Here is an 18,343-nt window from a genome sequence, read left to right as displayed (position 1 = left end):
CCGCACCAGGCGAGTTTTTGAGCCGTGTACTACGATTGTGCTATTGGTTTTTACACTTAAGTAATTAAAAGATAAATCTTTTCCAAAAAAATTAGTTAAAAGTTTTTCAAGTAACCTCAGATTTCGTCAATACGTTTACAAAATTTTGTTTCAAATCCAGTAATTTGTTGTGAAATTTTCCATCGCCTTTCCATTATTGAAGTGCACATAAGTGCGCTTTCGTCTGCTGGAAGAGGAGCCAGACGACGAGAGAAAGGGAAATGGGAGGAATTAATGACCAACAAATCTGTCACACGCCGCGGCGTGTTGAAGTCTGGTGCCGTTGCAGGTACCGGTCTGGCCCTGCCTACGATCTTCACGGCTTCGTCGGCTGCCGCTTACACAAACGAACCAACCGGAGGGTCCGTAACCCTGGGCTTCAACGTTCCCCAGACCGGGCCATATGCCGAAGAGGGCAATGACGAGCTGCTGGCGCAACAGCTGGCGGTGGAACACCTGAACGGAGAGGGTGACGGCGGCTGCCTGAACACCTTCACGTCGAAGGCGCTGAAGGGCAATGGCATCCTCGGCAAAAAGGTCGAGTTCGTCACAGGTGACACCCAGACCAAGTCGGACGCCGCGCGTGCATCCGCAAAGTCGATGATCGAAAAAGACGGCGCGATCATGATCAACGGCGGGTCGTCCTCGGGCGTGGCCGTTGCGGTTCAGGGCCTGTGTCAAGAAGCAGGTGTGATCTTTATGGCGGGTCTGACCCACGCCAACGACACGACCGGCAAGGACAAGAAGGCCAATGGTTTCCGCCATTTCTTCAACGCCTACATGTCGGGCGCTGCGCTTGCGCCGGTGCTGGCTGCCGAAATGGGCACCGACCGCCGCGCCTATCACCTGACGGCTGACTACAACTGGGGCTGGACCCAGGAAGAGTCGATCGTCGCCTCGACCGAAGCCCTGGGATGGGAAACAGTCAACACTGTCAAAACGCCACTCGCGTCAACAGACTTCTCGTCCTATATCACTCCGGTTCTGAACTCCGGCGCGGACGTTCTGGTTCTGAATCACTATGGCGGCAACATGGTGAACTCGCTGACCAACGCGATTCAGTTCGGCCTGCTCGACAAAGTGGCCAATGGCAAGGACTTCAAGATCGTCGTGCCGCTGTATTCGGAACTGATGGCTGCTGGTGCGGGCGAGAACATCAAGGGCGTGCTGGGTTCGATGAACTGGAACTGGCAGCTGCAGGATGAAGGCACCAAAGCCTTCGTGAAATCCTTCGGTGAGAAGTACGGCAAACCACCGTCCAACTCGGCGCAGACCTGCTATGCGCAGGTTCTGCTTTATGCTGATGCTTGCGAGCGTGCCGGCACTTTCAATCCGTGCGGTGTTGCGGAAGCGCTGGAAGACTTCGAGTTCGACGGCCTGGGCAACGGCCCGACCTGGTATCGCGGCGCCGACCACCAGTGCTTCAAGGACGTGCTGGTCGTTCGGGGCAACGAGAACCCGACCAACGCCTACGACACTCTGGAAATTGTCGAGATCACGCCACGCGCGCAGGTCGAATACGATCCGGAGCATCCGATGTTCGCAGGTGGCGCACTGGGTAAGTGTAACCCGGGCGCATAAGGCCTCGTATCATAGTCTGGCCGCCAAAAAGGTGGCCAGACATCTACAGCAGGGTTGATCCTGTTGTGCCACTCAATTCACACTGACCAACCCTGAGGTGGGCCAATGGACGCCATCCTATTGCAAATTCTGAACGGTCTGGACAAAGGGTCGGCTTATGCGCTGATTGCGCTGGGGCTGACGCTTATTTTTGGGACGCTCGGCGTTGTGAACTTTGCCCATGGGGCCCTGTTCATGATCGGTGCGTTCTGTGCTGTCACTTTGCAAAAACTCATGAACTTGAGCTTTGTTACCATCGACGAGAGCCAAACCGACTTTCTGGGCAACCCACTGAAGGTTGAAACGCCCTATATTGAGGCGTGGTTTGGCCCAGAGGTTGGTGCGACGATTATCGACTGGACTGTCCCCCTGGCTATCCTTTTTGCGATCCCAATCATGTTGACGGTTGGCTATGTGATGGAACGCGGGCTTATCAAGCATTTCTACAAACGCCCCCACGCTGACCAGATCCTTGTCACGTTCGGTCTGGCGATCGTGTTGCAAGAAATCGTGAAGTATTTCTTCGGCGCCAACCCAATCCAAACTCCGCCGCCCGACGCACTGAGCGGCTCTATCGACCTTGGCACAATGATCGGGTTTGATCCCAACGCGATCATCTACCCGATCTGGCGTTTGGTTTATTTTGGCTTTGCGGTCGCCATTATCGGCGCCGTCTTCTCATTCCTGCAATTCACCACGTTTGGCATGGTCGTGCGGGCCGGCATGGCGGATCGCGAAACTGTTGGCTTGCTGGGAATCAACATCGACCGGCGCTTTACGATCATGTTCGGTATCGCTGCCTCAGTGGCTGGTTTGGCCGGCGTAATGTACGGGCCGCTCAACCCACCAAACTATCACATGGGGATGGATTTTCTGGTCCTCAGTTTCGTTGTGGTTGTTGTCGGCGGCATGGGTTCACTCCCCGGAGCCGTGCTTGCCGGCTTTCTGCTGGGCATTCTGGAAAGCTTTGCCTCAACGACCTGGGCCACAACGACGATCCCGGGCATCAACCAAATCATCATCTACCTTGTTGCCATTATTGTGCTGCTCACACGCCCGCGCGGGTTGATGGGACGCAAAGGCGTGATGGAGGAATAATCGATGTTGGGACTGAACAAGAAAGACACCAGCCTGCTGATCATCGTCGGCTTCCTTACGATGCTGGCGCCCTTCATCCTGAACCCGTTCCCGGAAGGCAGCGCCATGGCGCAATTCAACGCGGGCTATCCGGATTTGATGCAGCGCTTTGTCATCTTTGGCATCTTTGCCATAGGCTTCAACATCCTGTTTGGCCTTACCGGATATTTGTCATTCGGTCACGCGGCCTTTCTGGGCGTTGGATCCTATTCAGCCGTGTGGATGTTCAAGCTGCTGAGCTACAATATCATCCCGGCCATCGCACTCAGCGTTGTGGTTGCCGGAGTGTTCTCATTGCTGATCGGGTTTGTCAGCCTGCGCCGGTCGGGTATCTATTTTTCGATCCTCACGCTGGCCTTCGCTCAGATGAGCTTTGCGTTGGCTTACTCGGTTTTGTCGAACCCCAAGTTCAACCTTACAAATGGGGAAACCGGATTGCAGGTTTACGCGGACGATCCGCAGATTCTGCAGGGCGCGAACTCGCCGGACCTGCCGCATCTGTTCGGGTTGCCGATGCGCGCAACCTACACATTGGACGTGGGTGCGTGGAGCTTTGATTTCAACGCTGGATACTATCTGTGTGCGGTGATTATGATGGTGGTCTTCTATCTGTCCATCCGAATTTTCCGTTCACCTTTCGGGATGATGCTGCGGGCGGTCAAATCGAACCAGCAGCGGATGAACTATACCGGCCTGAACTCAAAGCCGTATACGCTGGCAGCATTTGTCATCTCTGGCATGTATGCCGGCTTGGCTGGTGGTCTGATGGCCGCAATGGACCCGCTGGCAGGCGCTGAACGTATGCAGTGGACCGCATCGGGCGAGGTCGTTTTGATGACGATCCTGGGCGGCACAGGAACCTTGATAGGTCCGGTGCTGGGTGCAGGCTTCATCAAATATTTCGAGAACATCTTCTCGAAAATCAACGACAACGTATTGCACAGTTGGTTTGCTTTCCTGCCTGACGGGTTGGAGGACGCGATTGTGTTTGTGATCCATCCGTTCATCGGAAAAGGCTGGCATCTGACGCTGGGCATTCTTTTCATGCTTGTCGTTATCTACTTGCCGGGTGGTCTGGTCGAAGGAGGTCAACGTTTGCTCAACCGGGTCAAGCGCAAGAAATCGAAATCCGACGACGCGACGTCGGGCAAAACGGAACCGGCGGAATAAGGGGCGAGCCATGGCAATTCTAAGAGTCAAAGACGTCAGCAAGCGCTTCGGCGGTCTCAAGGCACTCACGGATGTGAATCTCAGCGTCGAGGAGAATTCGGTTCACGCGATCATCGGGCCCAATGGGGCGGGCAAGTCGACCTTGCTGAATTGTCTGGTCGGCAAGCTCATGCCGGACACCGGGTCCGTGTTGTTCGACAACGCCTCGGTCTTGGGGCTTGAACCCTTCCAGATCAACCAGATGGGCATAAGCCGCGTGTTTCAAACACCAGAGATTTTTGGTGAACTGACGGTGATGGAGAACATGTTGATTCCGATTTTCGCCATGCGGGATGGGGCGTTCCGGATGCATGCTTATGAGACCATCGCCAACGAAAAGGCTGTTGTCGAACAGGCCGAAGCGATGCTGGAAGAGATGAACATGGCCGACAAGCGTGAGATGCACGCGGCGTCGCTGTCTCGGGGCGACAAGCGGCGACTTGAGATTGGCATGTGCCTTAGTCAAAATCCGCGGCTGTTGTTGCTGGACGAACCTACGGCTGGCATGGCGCGGGCGGACACCAACAACACCATTGATTTGCTAAAACAGATCAAGGATGAGCGCGACATAACCATCGCCATTATCGAGCATGACATGCACGTGGTCTTCAGCCTTGCGGAACGCATCACAGTTCTGGCGCAAGGGACGCCGTTGGTCGAAGATACGCCAGAAAAAATCCGTGGACATCCCAAGGTTCGTGAAGCCTATTTGGGCGAGGCGGCGTAAGGAAAAGCTATGAACGAGAAACCTGACTTTTCGAAAAACGCCAATCTGGCCAGCACCGCCCCTGCGTTTCTTTCCGTTTGGGATATGCACTCCTATTACGGAGAAAGCTACATCGTGCAGGGCGTCAGCTTCAACGTACATGAAGGCGAGATTCTTGCTCTTCTTGGACGCAACGGCGCGGGCAAAACCTCGACGCTGCGTTCGATTGCGAGAGTTGGAGATCCAGAAGTTAGACATGGCGAAATCTGGTTGGACCACAAGCCGCTGCACAACATGACAAGCTATGAAGCGGCGGCAGTGGGCCTTGGTCTTGTACCTGAAGACAGGCGCATCATTCCCGGCCTGACAGTTGAAGAAAACCTGCAGCTCGCACAGATTGCGCCTCCGATCGGATGGTCTCTCGAACGGCTGTACGAGTTGTTCCCGCGTCTCGGAGAACGCAGGAAGCAGGAAGGGATTACACTGTCAGGTGGCGAACAACAGATGCTGTCGATCGCCAGAGCTCTTGCCAGGGACATCAAAGTGCTGCTTTTGGATGAACCGTATGAAGGTTTGGCGCCTGTCATCGTCGACGAAATCGAAAAAACCCTCACACACGTCAAACAACAGGGTATGACCACGATCATCGTTGAACAGAACGCTGTTCGCGCTCTGGAGTTGGCGGACCGCGCGATCATCCTTGACACCGGGACCATCGTATTTGACGGAACGGCGCAAGAAGTGCTTGAAGACACCGGTCTTCGTGAGGAGTACCTGGCGATCTAAGCGTCATGCTGAATTGCAAACAGAGCCAAGGGGCATGACCAATTCGTGGCTTGGGAAGACCCGTGTTCAGTGCAGGTCCTGCCCATTCGCGCGACCAAAGGCGTTTCACCACCAAAATGTTGGTCGTCAGTTCAAATCTGAATACGGTCTTGCCGCAATAAGTTCAGTCTGGCCTGCGCTGAATACGCGCCTCAAATTTCGCGCCCCAATAGACTTGGAGCCGGGATCGATGAATTTGACCTGTTGCCGAACCCGCCGGTTGCACGGTTTCAGGAAAATGTGCAGCCGCTCGTGAAATCGCCCGGCCTTTGTTTCCAGGCGAGTGGCACGCGATGAGGGCTGGAAAGCTTGCAAGGATCGCGATAGTTCGTGGCATCCGCCACTGCGCCGACCAATCGATTGCGGCTTGGTGTTGTACCTCTTTGTACAATAGACGAGAACGTCAGGCACCAGCCCAGAGTTGCCAGTAAACTCCACGCAAGGGCTGCATCGGGAATACGGCAGCGGGTTTCGCTTCACTTCTGGCTTGTACTATCCGGCAGACCGATTGCGGTTTCCTGTTCCCAGCACCTTCACTTCCAGCCAATGGAACCCCAAAGCAATAAAACCTGCAACGAGAATGTAGAATACGGCTAGCAGGATGAGCGGCTCATAAACGATAAACGTATCGGACCGCACCCGGGATGACACGGCGTAGATATCAACCACCGTAATCGTGGCAACCAAGGGCGTAGCCTTTAACTGGAGGATGGTTTCACCACCCAGAGTCGGCAGAACGTTGCGGATTGCCTGCGGCAACCAGATGCGGCGGAACATCGTCAGCCTTGGCATTCCAAACGACTTGGCCGCCTCCAGCTGACCTTTGGCGACACCTTTGAAGGCTCCGCGCATTACCTCACCTTCGTAGCCCGCATAAGAAAGCGTTAAGGCCAGCACCGCATAGGGCCAGGCCTGACGTAGATACGGCCAAAGTTCGGACGATCGTATCCATGGGAATTGAGGGAACAGTGAGCCGAGGCCATAATACAGCAACCAGAGCTGCAAAAGCAGAGGTGTGCCCCGAATGATGGTGCAGAACGCCTTGGCAGGTGCCGCAAGGTACCAGGGCCCAACGGCCTGGGCCAACCCGAGTGGTACAGCCAGCAGAAATCCGAGAACGACGGTGACAACAAGCAGCCAGAGTGTGGTCCAGATTCCCTGCAATGCAAGCGGAGCGTATTTCGGCAACCAGTCCCACCGCAACGCCATCGCACACCAAATCACGATCCCGGCAAAGACCAGCATCATCACGATACGATGGGGTTGCATCAAAGATCTGAGATCGATCATCTGCCACCACCTTTCAGAGAAGGTTGACCGCGACGCGCCCATTTCTCGATCCGCGCGAAGATACCACCAGAAAAGAGGGTGACCATGAGGTAGAGAAAACCCGCTGCCAGAAAGAAGGTAAAATAGGCCCGGGTGCTGCTGGCGGCCTGCCGGGTTTCCAGTGTCAGTTCGTTGAACCCCACGACCGCGAGCAGTGCAGTGTCCTTGGTGGCGATCAGCCACAAGTTGGCCAGACCGGGTACTGCAAAGCCCATCATGGCGGGGATTGTGACACGCCGCATGGTCATGAAGGCGGGCATCCCGTAGGATTTGGCCGCCTCGATCTGTCCGGGTGGAACCGCCTGAATGGCTCCGCGCAGAATCTCGGTTGCATATGCGCCCTGAACAACGCCGAGAACCCAAATGCCCGCGGCGACGCCATTGACCTCGACCCGTCCTCCACCCATTGCAGCGGAGATTTTGTTGATGATGTCAGATCCCACGTAATACAGGATCAGGATCAGGACCAGTTCCGGCACGGCCCGGATCACGGTCGTGTAAATGGCAAGAAGATCGCGCGTGACCTTCCCGCCGTATAGTTTGCCATAGGCTCCGAACAATCCGATCACGAGGCCGAGCGCATATGCACCAAAAGCGATCTGCAATGAGTGGGACAATCCGCGCAGCAGATTGCCCCCCCAACCCGGTGGCGACAGCGATAGTAGCTCTGCGCTCTGCGCCAATCCAAGCGATTCCAACAGTCCGGTCACAGCAGCCGCTTAGTAGATGCTGGCCGAGAAATAGTTCGAGGTGATCTTCTCGTGCGTTCCATCGGCAAGAATTGCCGCGATGCCCTTGTTCAGTGCCGCAAGCAGCTCATCATCCCCCTTGCGAACACCGGCGCCAACGCCTCGTCCCAAGATAGCCGGATCATCTGCGACGGCGCCTTTGATTTCACAGCATGCCCCGGCATCCGAGTTCACGAAGTCCGCCATGGCGATACTGTCGGCCTGAGTGGCGTCAATACGACCTGCGAAAAGATCCTGGTTGGCCTCATCCTGAGTCTGATAAACCCGCAGTTCGGAATCCTTGAAATATTCCTGTGCATAAGCCTGATGGATGGTCGACGCCTGAACGCCGACAACCTTACCGGCCAGCGACTCTGGGGTCGCTTCGATATCCATCGATTTGTCCGCGACGATTACGGCAGGTGTGTTGTAGTAAGGATCACTGAAATCAATGGTTTTCAGCCGCTCCTCGGTGATCGACATCGACGCCATGATGGCGTCGATCTGCTGTCCGGTCAGCGACGGGATGATACCGTCCCAGGCGACCGGCGTGATGACACAGTCAAGTTCCGCAGCGGCACAGACCGCATTGATGACATCGATCTCCCAACCGACCCAGTTGCCTGAACTGTCCAGCGACGCGAAGGGCGGATAAGGTTCGGCCGCGATGCCGATCTTGACCTCTTCGGCGCTGGCGACACCAGCCGAAAGGACAGCGGCGGCAAGGCCGGACACGAGCAGTTTCTTGACGTTCATTTTGGTACTCCCTTTTGGTTCATTATGTGTTGTTTTTCCGGATCAGGCGACCGAGCTGAGGAACTGCTTCAGGCGCTTTGATTTCGGGTTTCCGAAGACCTCGGCAGGTGGGCCCTGCTCTTCGATGCGGCCCTCGAAGAGATAGACAACGTGGTCTGCGACTTCGCGTGCGAATTTCATTTCATGGGTGACAAGCAGCATTGTGCGCCCTTCGGCGGCAAGATCGCGGATCACGGTCAGAACTTCGCCTACAAGCTCGGGATCAAGCGCTGACGTGGGTTCATCGAAAAGCATCACCGAAGGATCGACGGCAAGCGCCCGGGCGATGGCGGCGCGCTGTTGCTGACCACCCGAAAGATAGGCCGGATAGGTGTCGGCCTTGTCGCCGAGGCCCACCCTCTTCAGCAGTTCATGCGCCCGCGCGATAGCCTCTGCCTTCGGCACCTTGAGGACATGCACGGGCACTTCGATCACGTTTTCCAAAAGCGTACGGTGTGTCCACAGATTGAACTGCTGGAAGACCATGGCCAGCCGCGTGCGGATGCGTTCGATCTGACGGCGGTTGGAGGGGCTGCCATCCGCGTGCATTTCAACCAGTTCGCCGCCAATGTTGATCTTTCCTGAACTCGGTGTTTCCAAAAAGTTGATGCAGCGCAGCATGGTGGATTTCCCAGAGCCCGATCCCCCGATAATGGCAACAACATCCCCCTTGTTTGCAGTCAGAGAGACGCCCTTCAGAACCTCCAGCGTACCGAAGGATTTATGCAAGTCCTCAACCTTTATCGCCTCGTCGGGCGTGATTGCTTCGGGTGCGGATGAAACTGCTTTGGCTGTGTCCATATCCAAGAATCTTCTGATTTCAGCTTGCAGTAAGCCCCGAATCTCGCAATTATGCAAGTGTATAATAACTCCATGCCATGGATGACACTGACGTGCAGGACGACAGCCGCAAATTTAAACGTGAGTCTGCCAAGTTTCGCCGCGAGGCGCTGATTCTGGCGACTTTGGACCTGATCGCCGAGATGGGCGTTCGGGGCGCCACAGTGCGTGAGATCGCAGCCCGCGCGAACGTGACCCAAGGGCTGATCCGGCACTATTTCTCATCCAAGGAAGATCTGGTTCAAGCAGCGTATGAGCACCACATGAATACGCTGACAGACCAGACAGCTGCTTCGTCAGGAAAGGGAAGCGCGGTTTCTCGGCTGACCAACTTCGTCGACGCGTCACTGCGACCACCAATCGTCGATCCAAGCGCTGTGGCCTTGTGGGCAGGCTTCCTGAACAAGGTGCAGCATGACCCGAAAATGCAGCGCATTCACCAGCAAACCTACAACTATTTCCGGGATCACCTCGAGAAGCTGATCGTCGCCGCATTGCAGGAAACAGGGCGCTCGGTCGCAGCGTCAGAAGCAATGCAACTGGCCATTGCCTGCAACGCGGTGATCGACGGCCTGTGGCTTGAAGGGGGTGCGCTTCCGGATGCTTTTTCCGAAGGCCAACTGGCGCAGATCGGTTTGGATTCTGTCAGCGCCATCGTCGGGATTTCATTGACCAAAGAGGCGGAGCAGTCATGAAGATCACATCGGTGACAGAACGGTTGGCGGGCTTGGGTGGCGCAAAGTGGGGCGTGCACCTGAAAGCGCGCGACCTTATCAAAGCCGGAGCGGATATCGTCGAAATGACGATTGGAGAACCGGACGTGCCCGTGCCGGACGCATTGGTCGAAACCACCGTTACCTCATTGCGGGCGCGGCGGACAGGGTATTCCAATGGGCGCGGAGAAGCCGGACTGCTTGACGCGCTGGCTGCACGCTATTCCGCCTCTCGCGGGCGGGTATTCGAGCCTGAGAACTTTCTGTGCTTTCCTGGAACGCAGACCGCCCTGTTTGCAGCCATGGCCGGGGTCGCAGAGGCCGGTGACGAAGTTCTGGTCGGCGATCCGATGTACGCGACCTATGAAGGTGTCGTTCGCGCATCCGGGGCCGAGATGGTACCCGTACCGCTGCGGCCAGAGCACGGGTTTCGTATGCAGGCCGAAGATATCGCGGCCCGCATCACTCCGCGCAGCCGCGCCATTCTCCTGACTACGCCACATAACCCGACGGGCGCGATCCTGACCGCCGCAGATGTTGCCAAGATCGGGCAGCTCGCTATTGCGCATGACTTGTGGATCATCTCGGACGAGGTCTATGAAGAATTGATCTTTGACGGTGCCCGATTTGTTTCACCATTGGCGGATCCGGAACTGGCGGATCGTGTCATTGGCGTATCATCCATCTCGAAATCTCATGCCGCTCCTGGGTTCCGCAGTGGCTGGTGGGTAGGGCCCGCCGCGTTCTGCGAAGCGCTGTTGCCCTATTCCGAGACCATGCTTTTTGGCAACCAGCCTTTCATCGCGGACATGACCGAAAAAGCGATCCGCGACGGGTCCGAGGTTGCCCCCGGCATGGCCGCCCGCTTTTCTGGCCGCGCCACCCTGCTGGCCGATCGCCTTGAAGCGGAAACAGATCTGACTGTCCACCGGCCCGAAGCGGGAATGTTCGCACTCATCAACGTTTCCGCCACTGGGCTGGATGGAGAAGCGTATGCCTGGGATCTGCTACAGGCCGGGGTGGCCGTCATGCCGGGATCCGCCTTTGGGGACAGCCTGAAGGACTGGGTGCGGGTCGCCCTGACGATCAGTGACACCGACTTTGGCACTGCCGTCTCTCGTATCATCGATCACGCCAACAGCAAATCACGTGAGGTCGCATGAGCGGAATGACAATTGGCGAGGCTTTGGTTGCCAAGCTTCGCCAAAGGGATGTGACCTGCGTCTTTGGAATACCGGGCGTTCACACGGTTGAGCTGTACCGAGGTCTTGCTGCCTCGGGCATCCGGCACATTACACCCAGACACGAACAGGGCGCAGGTTTCATGGCTGATGGCTATGCACGTGCGTCGGGCAAGCCGGGAGTAGCCTTTGTGATCACTGGCCCCGGATTGACCAATACGCTGACGCCGATGGCGCAGGCGCGAGGCGATTCAATACCGATGCTGGTGGTGTCCGGTGTCAACAAAACTGCGTCTCTTGGTAAAGGCTTAGGGCACCTGCATGAGTTGCCCGATCAACTTGGGCTGGCCAAAACGGTTGCACTGGCGTCCGAACAAGTCTCCGACAAAAACGCTCTGGACCCGGTCTTGGCGCGTGTTTTTCACAACCTCACCAACGGACGCCCCGGTCCGGTGCATATAGAGGTTCCGCTGGATATCGCAGCGTTGGAATATCAGGAAACACCAGTTGAATCGATCGATCCAGAGTCTCCGGTCAACCCGGTATTGATCACACATGCCGCCAAACAACTGGCTGAAGCAAAGAAAGTCGTCATTCTGGCAGGCGGCGGGGCGAAACGTGCTGAGGCCGGGTTGCAAGCACTGGCCGAAGCCCTGGATGCCCCCGTTGTGCAAACCGTCAATGCACGCGGCCTGATGCACGGGCATATTCTGACCGTTCCGGCCAGCCCCAGCTTGAAGGCGGTGCGCGCGTTGATAGAAAGCGCCGATTGCGTTCTGGCCTTGGGAACCGAGCTTGGGCCAACCGACTATGACATGTATGCCACCGGTCAATTTGCGGAAATGTCAGGCCTGATACGGGTTGATCGGTGCAGCGATCAACTGTCACGGCATGAGGCAGCGGTTGCCATTCAAGGTGACGTCGACCTAGTTTTGCCCGCTCTGGTCGAGGCTTTGCCGCAAGAGGCAAAACAAAGCGACGGAGCGGAACGTGCCAGAAAAACGCGCGACGCGGCCTGGCAGGAGATCGGCCCGAATTATCGCCATCAGGTAGAAATACTGAATGCAATGCGCTCCGCGTCTCCGAATGCTCTGATGGTCGGGGATTCCACCCAGCCCATTTATGCGGGCAATCTTTACTACGACCACGACCGGGCAGGTGGCTGGTTCAATGCGGCAACGGGATATGGTGCGCTCGGCTACGGCATACCCGCAGCCATCGGCGCGTCGATCGCCGATCCGACGGTGCGGGTAATATGTATCGTCGGCGATGGAGGTGCGCAGTTTTCACTGCCTGAAGCAATGGTCGCAGCAGACGAAAACCTGTCGGCCACTTTCGTGATCTGGAACAATCACGGATACGGTGAAATTGCCACATCGATGCAGGATGCAGGTGTGACGGTCATAGGATGTAACCCCTCCCCCCCCGATTTTGCAGCAACGGCCAAGTCATTTGGCCTTTCATTCACCACGGCTCCCGCAGAACCGCAGGCCGTCGCGCAAGCGTTGCGCGAATCTGCCGCCCTGGGCGGACCGGCGATGATCGAAATCACCGCTCCGAAATTCGAACCTCAGAAAGATTGAAACATGCCAGACCCAAGTTTTGAGTTTTCCCGCGCCATCACCCGACGCCCGGCTCCGACCATAGCTGACGGATTGCGAGCAGAAGATATCGGAAACCCAGATTTCGGTGGGATGATAGCCGCGCATAAGGCATATGTGGCAGCACTGAAAAGCACCGGGGCGCAGGTGATCGAGCTTGAGCCCCTGGATGTGTTTCCTGACGCGCAGTTTGTTGAAGACACGGCCCTTTGCCTGCCGCAGGGTGCTGTGCTGATGCGGCCTGGCGCACCTTCGCGGATGGGGGAAGTGGCCGAAATGGCCCCGACACTGCGTGCCTGCTACGAAACGATCATGGAAATCAAAGGTCCCGGCCATATCGAAGGTGGAGACATCCTGGTAACCGGGCGTGAAATTCTGGTGGGCCGGTCGGATCGCACTGACGCAGAAGGTGTCGAGGAACTGGCGAAAATCACCTCTGAATGGGGGTGCAAACTGCGGGAAGTGTTCACGCCCGAGGGGGTTTTACACTTTAAAACGGATTGCTCGCTTATGGATGCTGAGACAATCCTTGCGACCCGGCGATTGGACGCTTCGGGCTGCTTTGAAGGTTACCGGGTGCTGCATGTTGCAGACGGTGAAGAGGCAGCTGCCAACGCGATCCGGTTCAACAATCTGGTACTGATGGCAGCTGGATTCCCTCGCACCGCAGAGATGCTGGACCGCGAAGGCTTTGAGGTCGTTGAAATTGACAACACCGATTGTGCAAAGCTGGATGGTGGTATGTCCTGTCTTTCGTTGAGATTCTGAGGACCTGTTGCCGACTACTGGCGAGCGGTGCACTTGTTGGACGCGATCAACAGTTCCTAGTCTTTTTTGAAGCAATGCATCCTGACCCAAGGGATGTCGGACTTCTTGCAGAGTTTGCCCTGAAGTCCACTCTCCGTGCCCGAAGCAGAGAACTTCTTTCGGACACATTGTCATCCTTCCCGAGTTCCGGATTTGTTTAGGAACCAACCACCTCCGCCGCTATTGCAATTGCAAGATATCCGGAACACAGAGTTTCCTTTTTGCAGGCATTTTGTCCGCACCGTCAGATCGTTTCAGCCGTTTCGGCCCATCTTTGACCTTGATTTTCGGCTCGGATAGAGGCCCCCTTAAAGTCACTGGCCAGGGGCTCTTCGAAAGAGGTTCGCCGATCTTTCGGGGCTGCAGATTCAAGTCCAGGGCTTTACCAGCCACATTAACATCGCCGAAGACAACAACCTGAACATGATCTGTTTCCATAGTGGTTTGTTTCGTCGAAATATTCCCATTGGAAATACTGATCGGTGCGCGCAAGCATACGATTGGAGCAACCTTGTGTTTTTCCTTGGTAAACACCCAAGGCAAGACCCCTAGCCCTGCCAGATCAAGAAGCTGGGTTTCGATCGAGCCATCGCGCATTGAAACTGTGGCGCTGCCGCTCATGGTGTTGGCAAAGTGTTTGGGTGAATCGGTTTCTCCGGTCACCGAAAAATCTGCGTAGATCGTACCGCTGGCGCCCTTTTTGAAGTTCAGACTGTGAAGAATATCATCCAGTTGCCAGCCGCCTGCCTTGCCGGTCAACGTAAGCAGATGCGCTTCGTCCGACAGATCCATTTGCCCGCTGACATCGAAATGAGCGCCTCCGTATTCAAACTTCAAAGGCCCGGCCTTGAACTCATTTTCGTTGAGCGTCAGTTCGCTTTGCAAACTGCTGATGCCTTTGGCCCCTTCTATGTGCCGAAGATCAATATCAACATCCATATCCATACCGGACAACAGAATCGAACGGCCGATAGGTTTAAGCGTCACATCTCTTAGCGGGCCAGTGTCACTGGCTTCTTTATTGGCGTCTTCTTCGCTCGGCTCTGAACCGCCTAACTTCCTCAACTGTGCGACCGCCTGAACGATGGTTCGGATCTGATCTATCTTTATCAGGTCACTTTCAATGGTACCCCGCAATACAGGGTCGCTTGTTGCATCATCAAGATCGGCTGCAATTTGCAGGACAGAGTCGGCAACCTCGACTTTGGCATTTGCGTTCCAATCGGTGCCTTGGCTAACCAACCCTATTTCAAAGCGAGCTTGCCCGGTTTCCACGCGTTCAAGTGACAGTGCCTCCAACAGATCCGCTCCGGATGGGACTTCGACATCAATTGCCAGATCCAGGTCCTCGAATTTGAGCACATTCTTGACAGAACCATGTACCCCAAGGGCCCAGACATCAGTTTCACTCGTCTGACCATCCAAATTCGTCAGCGAAAGCTGATTGATACCGCCGCTCAAATGAAAGTCGCCGGAAAACCTGCCAAGCCGGTCGTCCGGCCCTAACAGCTCTGGTGAGATCAGGCTGCTTGCCGGAATATCCATCAGACCTTCAGCTGATATGCCTTGCAGCTTCAGCGCGTCATCGACCGACCCGTTCAAAATGATAAACGGATCAGCTGGGTTCCCAATTCTCAAGTTGATGCTCCCGACACGCAAGGCGCCTTCGGGTGTTCGGGAAAGCTCGGAAAACTTGATTGGGGGCGGGCCTTCGCCTGAGGTATCCAATGTGAACCCGTTGGTCTGAATTACCATTTGGCGCTGAGGAACCTGCCCAGGAACACTGTCCATAACCATATCAACCGCGACAAGTTTGAGATCATATCGTGATACGGCGGGGGCTGGCTCAGAGTTTTCCGGGAACAACCGAATACGGGTCGTCAGCGATACATCTTCCGGGTTCCCCAACTCTCCGATTTTCCCCGTCAGCGAGACGCTTTGACCTCCATCCAACTCCGCCAGCACGGTCAGATCATCGATCCGGGCTATGCCGTCAGCCGTTTGGACTGTTGCACCAATACTCCCTGTACCTTCCAAAACACGATTGAGCTTCAGGATGTCGAGGAGCTGGCCAAGTTCCGCAATCTCCATGGTCGTCCTCACCTGTAGCCCGTTTTCCTGAGGGACCTCTTCGGCAACAATCGAGACTTGTTCAAAGTCCACCGATACCTGAAACGGATCTGCCGCTGGGAACGTCCCACTCAGATCAAACCCCTCTCCGTTTAACGAACCGGTTCCTACCGCAGTAGCAGTGTTGGTTTGATCGTTGCGTTTCAAAAGCAGTTCAGGAAGCTGCAGGTCCAGTTCAAGCCCGTTCAATTCGTTCTGATAAAAAATTCTGATATCCGTCAGGTCAACTTTGCGGTCCGTCAGCATTCCGACAACAGGTAGAGGCCGAGACTTTGCGGTTTTCCCGGCTGCAGCATCCGCTTGAGAAATGGACCGCCAGTTTCCAACGCCATCTTTGTCTGTGATCAGGTTCAGGTGAAGACCCGAGACGGAAAGGCCACTTAGCGAAAGCTTATTGTTCCAAAGGTCACGCGCGGAAATGTCAAATTCAAGTTTGTCGATTGCCGCCAGCTTCGCACCTGTTTTCGGCGAACCGGGTAGTACCAGCCCTGCCGCTGATATCTGCAACTGCCGACCAAGGCCGAGACGTACTTCATCTTCTATTCTAACGTCCTGACCAAGTTTCTTGCTGACCAGGTTTTCAACGAAAGCTGTTCTGACAGAAGAAAACAACGTGGAAGACAGGAGAAGCCAGGCCGCAAAAACAGAAACAAGCGCGATAGCGCAACAAATTAAAACACCTTTGACAATGTATCCCACACTTCTCTCCCAAGGTTCCAATTCTTCCCGCGCAACCTCATCAGACAGGTCCAAGTAGATTGTTAGTGCATGATTGGCCTGTGATCCATCGGGATGATAGTTTCAGGTCCACGCGGGCGAGAGCGCAATTCGCTCCGGTAACGTTTATGATGTCTACTCTAAATCGGGCTGTGTTGAGATTATTCGACCTGGTTTCGGGAGTAAGATTTGACCCTCTGACCTTCAGGTTATGAGATAGCTTACGCCCACCTGCACCAATTTCGCTGGAAAGCGCTGTTCTACTCTATCTTATTGGAATTGTTGTTTTAATATTGACGACTGGCACACTCCATTCCTACCTCTTACGCCATGAACCGCTTCCAGTTGCTTCCACAATGCTTCCACGGGGCGATGACAGGTAAAGGAATGAGCATGCCGAAACTGACCAAGCGCGCCGTAGAAGCCCTGCCCGTTGAGGCAAAGATTACTTTGTTTGGGATAGTCAGATTGCCGGGTTTGGTGTCCGCGTCATGCCCTCCGGTGCCAAGACCTATCAGGCGCAATATCGCAAAGGTGGGAGAACCCGGCGTGTCTCCATCGGTCGACATGGCAAGATCACAGTCGACGAGGCACGGAAGTTGGCAAAGGAAGTCATGGGCCAAGTGGCAAAAGGTGAGAACCCTGCCGAAGAGATTTCCCAACATCGCCGCGCACCAACGGTCGCGGCCCTGTGTGAGAGGTTCTTTGACACTCACGTCAAAGAACGCTGCAAGCCTTCTACCCAAGGGGAATATCGCAGGGCAATCGACCTGTTCATTGTTCCAGCAATTGGCAGCTTCAAAGTAGTTGACGTGGAACGGAAAGACATTGCCGAACTGCACCACAAATTCCGGGACAAACCCTATCAGGCGAACCGAACACTGGGCGTGCTGTCCAAAATGTTCAATCTGGCGGAAATCTGGGGCTTGCGACCTGACGGTTCAAACCCCTGTCGCCATGTCCCGAAATACCGCGAAGAAAAGCGGGAACGGTTTCTGAGCCAAGATGAGCTTCAACGGCTTGGGCAGGTATTGGCAGACGCGGAACGGGACGCATCAGAGAAACCGTTTGTGGTTGCCGCGTTCCGATTGCTGATCCTGACCGGCTGTCGCCTTGGTGAAATTCAGACCTTGCAATGGTCCTTCATCACCGACGTTGGAATGGAGCTGCCAGATACCAAAACAGGTGCGCGGCGCATTCCCCTGCCCCAAGCCGCCAGAGCGGTCCTGAGCACCCTCCCACAGCTTCCTGACAATACTTACGTTATTGCCGGGGCAGTTCCCGGACACTACGTCACTGATCTGCAAAAACCTTGGCGGCGTATTCGTAAGCTGGCTGGTCTGCATGATGTCCGCATTCACGACTTGCGCCACACCTACGCATCAAACGCCGTATCTTCAGGTATGCCGATCCAGATGGTTGGCCGGTTGCTGGGTCACAGTCAAATTCAGACCACCATGCGGTATGCGCATCTGGCGGATGATCCGGTGCGACGGGCGGCGGAAGAAAACGCGACCCGGCTCGACGCATTGGTGGGAATGCCAAACGTCGCCCGCAGGTTGCGTTTAGCAGTTTAGGCATGGCACCGCTCTACGTAAGGTTACGTTACATAGGGATCAGAGTATGCATCACCTAATGTACGGATTGCCCCATCCTTACGTAACAAAATCTACCAACCAAGGTTAAGCTCAGTACAGCAGCACAGAGCCCAATTCCGACTTTGAAGCCAAGTCGTTTCGTTCACCGCTTCTTCGGACTTCGTTGATCGTATTCAAACTGTTCCCAGAGAAACATCTTCCCTGTCTGACGCGCATTAGCCAACCACAACTTTTTGCGCACACCCGAAACTTCCAAATGCTTGTATTTACCTTCAGAAAACTTAGGTTCTAGACTTCGGTAACGGAGCCGTCCCAGTCAAGCGGTTTTGCGCATCATGATTGATCCGCCAAGGCGGTGTAGCTGTACC

General features: G+C 55.5%; 14 protein-coding genes and 1 pseudogene. 10 read left to right on the top strand and 5 right to left on the bottom strand.

Translation table 11 applies throughout. The features are described 5' to 3' along the window. The first annotated feature begins 273 nt into the window (after window positions 1-273). From AC2FFA_RS05480 to AC2FFA_RS05460, 5 genes are all read left to right on the top strand, one after another. On the top strand, window positions 274-1,620 hold the full coding sequence (locus AC2FFA_RS05480; RefSeq protein ID WP_117872381.1) for a substrate-binding protein: 1,347 nt from the start codon (window positions 274-276) through the stop codon (window positions 1,618-1,620). Between the two features lie 105 nt (window positions 1,621-1,725). After that, window positions 1,726-2,757 (top strand): branched-chain amino acid ABC transporter permease, encoded by a 1,032-nt coding sequence (locus tag AC2FFA_RS05475; RefSeq protein ID WP_496850413.1) that lies wholly within the window; start codon window positions 1,726-1,728, stop codon window positions 2,755-2,757. A 3-nt stretch (window positions 2,758-2,760) separates the two neighbouring features. Continuing rightward, window positions 2,761-3,966 carry a branched-chain amino acid ABC transporter permease gene (locus AC2FFA_RS05470; RefSeq protein WP_117872377.1) on the top strand — a complete coding sequence of 402 codons (1,206 nt, stop codon included), beginning with the start codon at window positions 2,761-2,763 and terminating at the stop codon, window positions 3,964-3,966. 10 nt (window positions 3,967-3,976) lie between these two features. After that, complete coding sequence (locus AC2FFA_RS05465) at window positions 3,977-4,732, top strand: ABC transporter ATP-binding protein (protein ID WP_117872375.1); 756 nt, start codon at window positions 3,977-3,979, stop codon at window positions 4,730-4,732. A 9-nt stretch (window positions 4,733-4,741) separates the two neighbouring features. Next, window positions 4,742-5,497: an ABC transporter ATP-binding protein gene (locus AC2FFA_RS05460; protein ID WP_496850411.1), complete on the top strand. Its 756-nt coding sequence runs from the start codon at window positions 4,742-4,744 to the stop codon at window positions 5,495-5,497. Window positions 5,498-6,028: 531 nt separating this feature from the next. On the opposite strand, the gene AC2FFA_RS05455 is transcribed toward AC2FFA_RS05460, so the two are convergent. From AC2FFA_RS05455 to AC2FFA_RS05440, 4 genes are read right to left on the bottom strand one after another with little or no spacing between them, the layout of a single operon-like run. After that, the gene (locus tag AC2FFA_RS05455) at window positions 6,029-6,826 is read right to left on the bottom strand and encodes an ABC transporter permease (protein ID WP_117872371.1); all 798 of its coding nucleotides are present in this window, start codon (window positions 6,824-6,826) and stop codon (window positions 6,029-6,031) included. Then, complete coding sequence (locus tag AC2FFA_RS05450; protein WP_117872369.1) at window positions 6,823-7,575, bottom strand: ABC transporter permease; 753 nt, start codon at window positions 7,573-7,575, stop codon at window positions 6,823-6,825. The genes AC2FFA_RS05455 and AC2FFA_RS05450 overlap by 4 nt, the downstream gene beginning before the upstream one ends. A 9-nt stretch (window positions 7,576-7,584) precedes the next feature. After that, on the bottom strand, window positions 7,585-8,349 hold the full coding sequence (locus tag AC2FFA_RS05445; protein WP_117872367.1) for a transporter substrate-binding domain-containing protein: 765 nt from the start codon (window positions 8,347-8,349) through the stop codon (window positions 7,585-7,587). Window positions 8,350-8,391: 42 nt separating this feature from the next. Next, window positions 8,392-9,189: an ABC transporter ATP-binding protein gene (locus tag AC2FFA_RS05440; RefSeq protein WP_496850408.1), complete on the bottom strand. Its 798-nt coding sequence runs from the start codon at window positions 9,187-9,189 to the stop codon at window positions 8,392-8,394. Window positions 9,190-9,266: 77 nt separating this feature from the next. Between AC2FFA_RS05440 and AC2FFA_RS05435 the strand changes: the two genes are divergently transcribed. From AC2FFA_RS05435 to AC2FFA_RS05420, 4 genes are read left to right on the top strand one after another with little or no spacing between them, the layout of a single operon-like run. Continuing rightward, window positions 9,267-9,923 (top strand): TetR/AcrR family transcriptional regulator, encoded by a 657-nt coding sequence (locus AC2FFA_RS05435; protein ID WP_117872363.1) that lies wholly within the window; start codon window positions 9,267-9,269, stop codon window positions 9,921-9,923. After that, window positions 9,920-11,104 carry a pyridoxal phosphate-dependent aminotransferase gene (locus AC2FFA_RS05430; RefSeq protein ID WP_496850405.1) on the top strand — a complete coding sequence of 395 codons (1,185 nt, stop codon included), beginning with the start codon at window positions 9,920-9,922 and terminating at the stop codon, window positions 11,102-11,104. Before AC2FFA_RS05435 ends, AC2FFA_RS05430 begins: the two co-directional genes overlap by 4 nt. Next, window positions 11,101-12,705: a 5-guanidino-2-oxopentanoate decarboxylase gene (locus AC2FFA_RS05425; RefSeq protein WP_496850403.1), complete on the top strand. Its 1,605-nt coding sequence runs from the start codon at window positions 11,101-11,103 to the stop codon at window positions 12,703-12,705. Before AC2FFA_RS05430 ends, AC2FFA_RS05425 begins: the two co-directional genes overlap by 4 nt. A gap of 3 nt (window positions 12,706-12,708) precedes the next feature. Further along, entirely contained in the window at window positions 12,709-13,491 is a 783-nt protein-coding gene (locus AC2FFA_RS05420) for a dimethylarginine dimethylaminohydrolase family protein (RefSeq protein WP_117872357.1), read from the top strand. A gap of 219 nt (window positions 13,492-13,710) precedes the next feature. Here AC2FFA_RS05420 and AC2FFA_RS05415 read toward each other — a convergent pair whose 3' ends face one another. After that, window positions 13,711-15,075: an AsmA family protein gene (locus AC2FFA_RS05415; protein ID WP_496850401.1), complete on the bottom strand. Its 1,365-nt coding sequence runs from the start codon at window positions 15,073-15,075 to the stop codon at window positions 13,711-13,713. 1,695 nt (window positions 15,076-16,770) lie between these two features. On the opposite strand from AC2FFA_RS05415, the pseudogene AC2FFA_RS05410 reads away from it, so the two are divergent. Continuing rightward, a pseudogene (locus AC2FFA_RS05410) lies at window positions 16,771-17,954 on the top strand (site-specific integrase). Window positions 17,955-18,343 lie beyond the last annotated feature (389 nt).

This window comes from Ruegeria sp. YTSB088, assembly GCF_059609825.1.
This window is presented reverse-complemented; position numbering and strand designations above follow the sequence as displayed.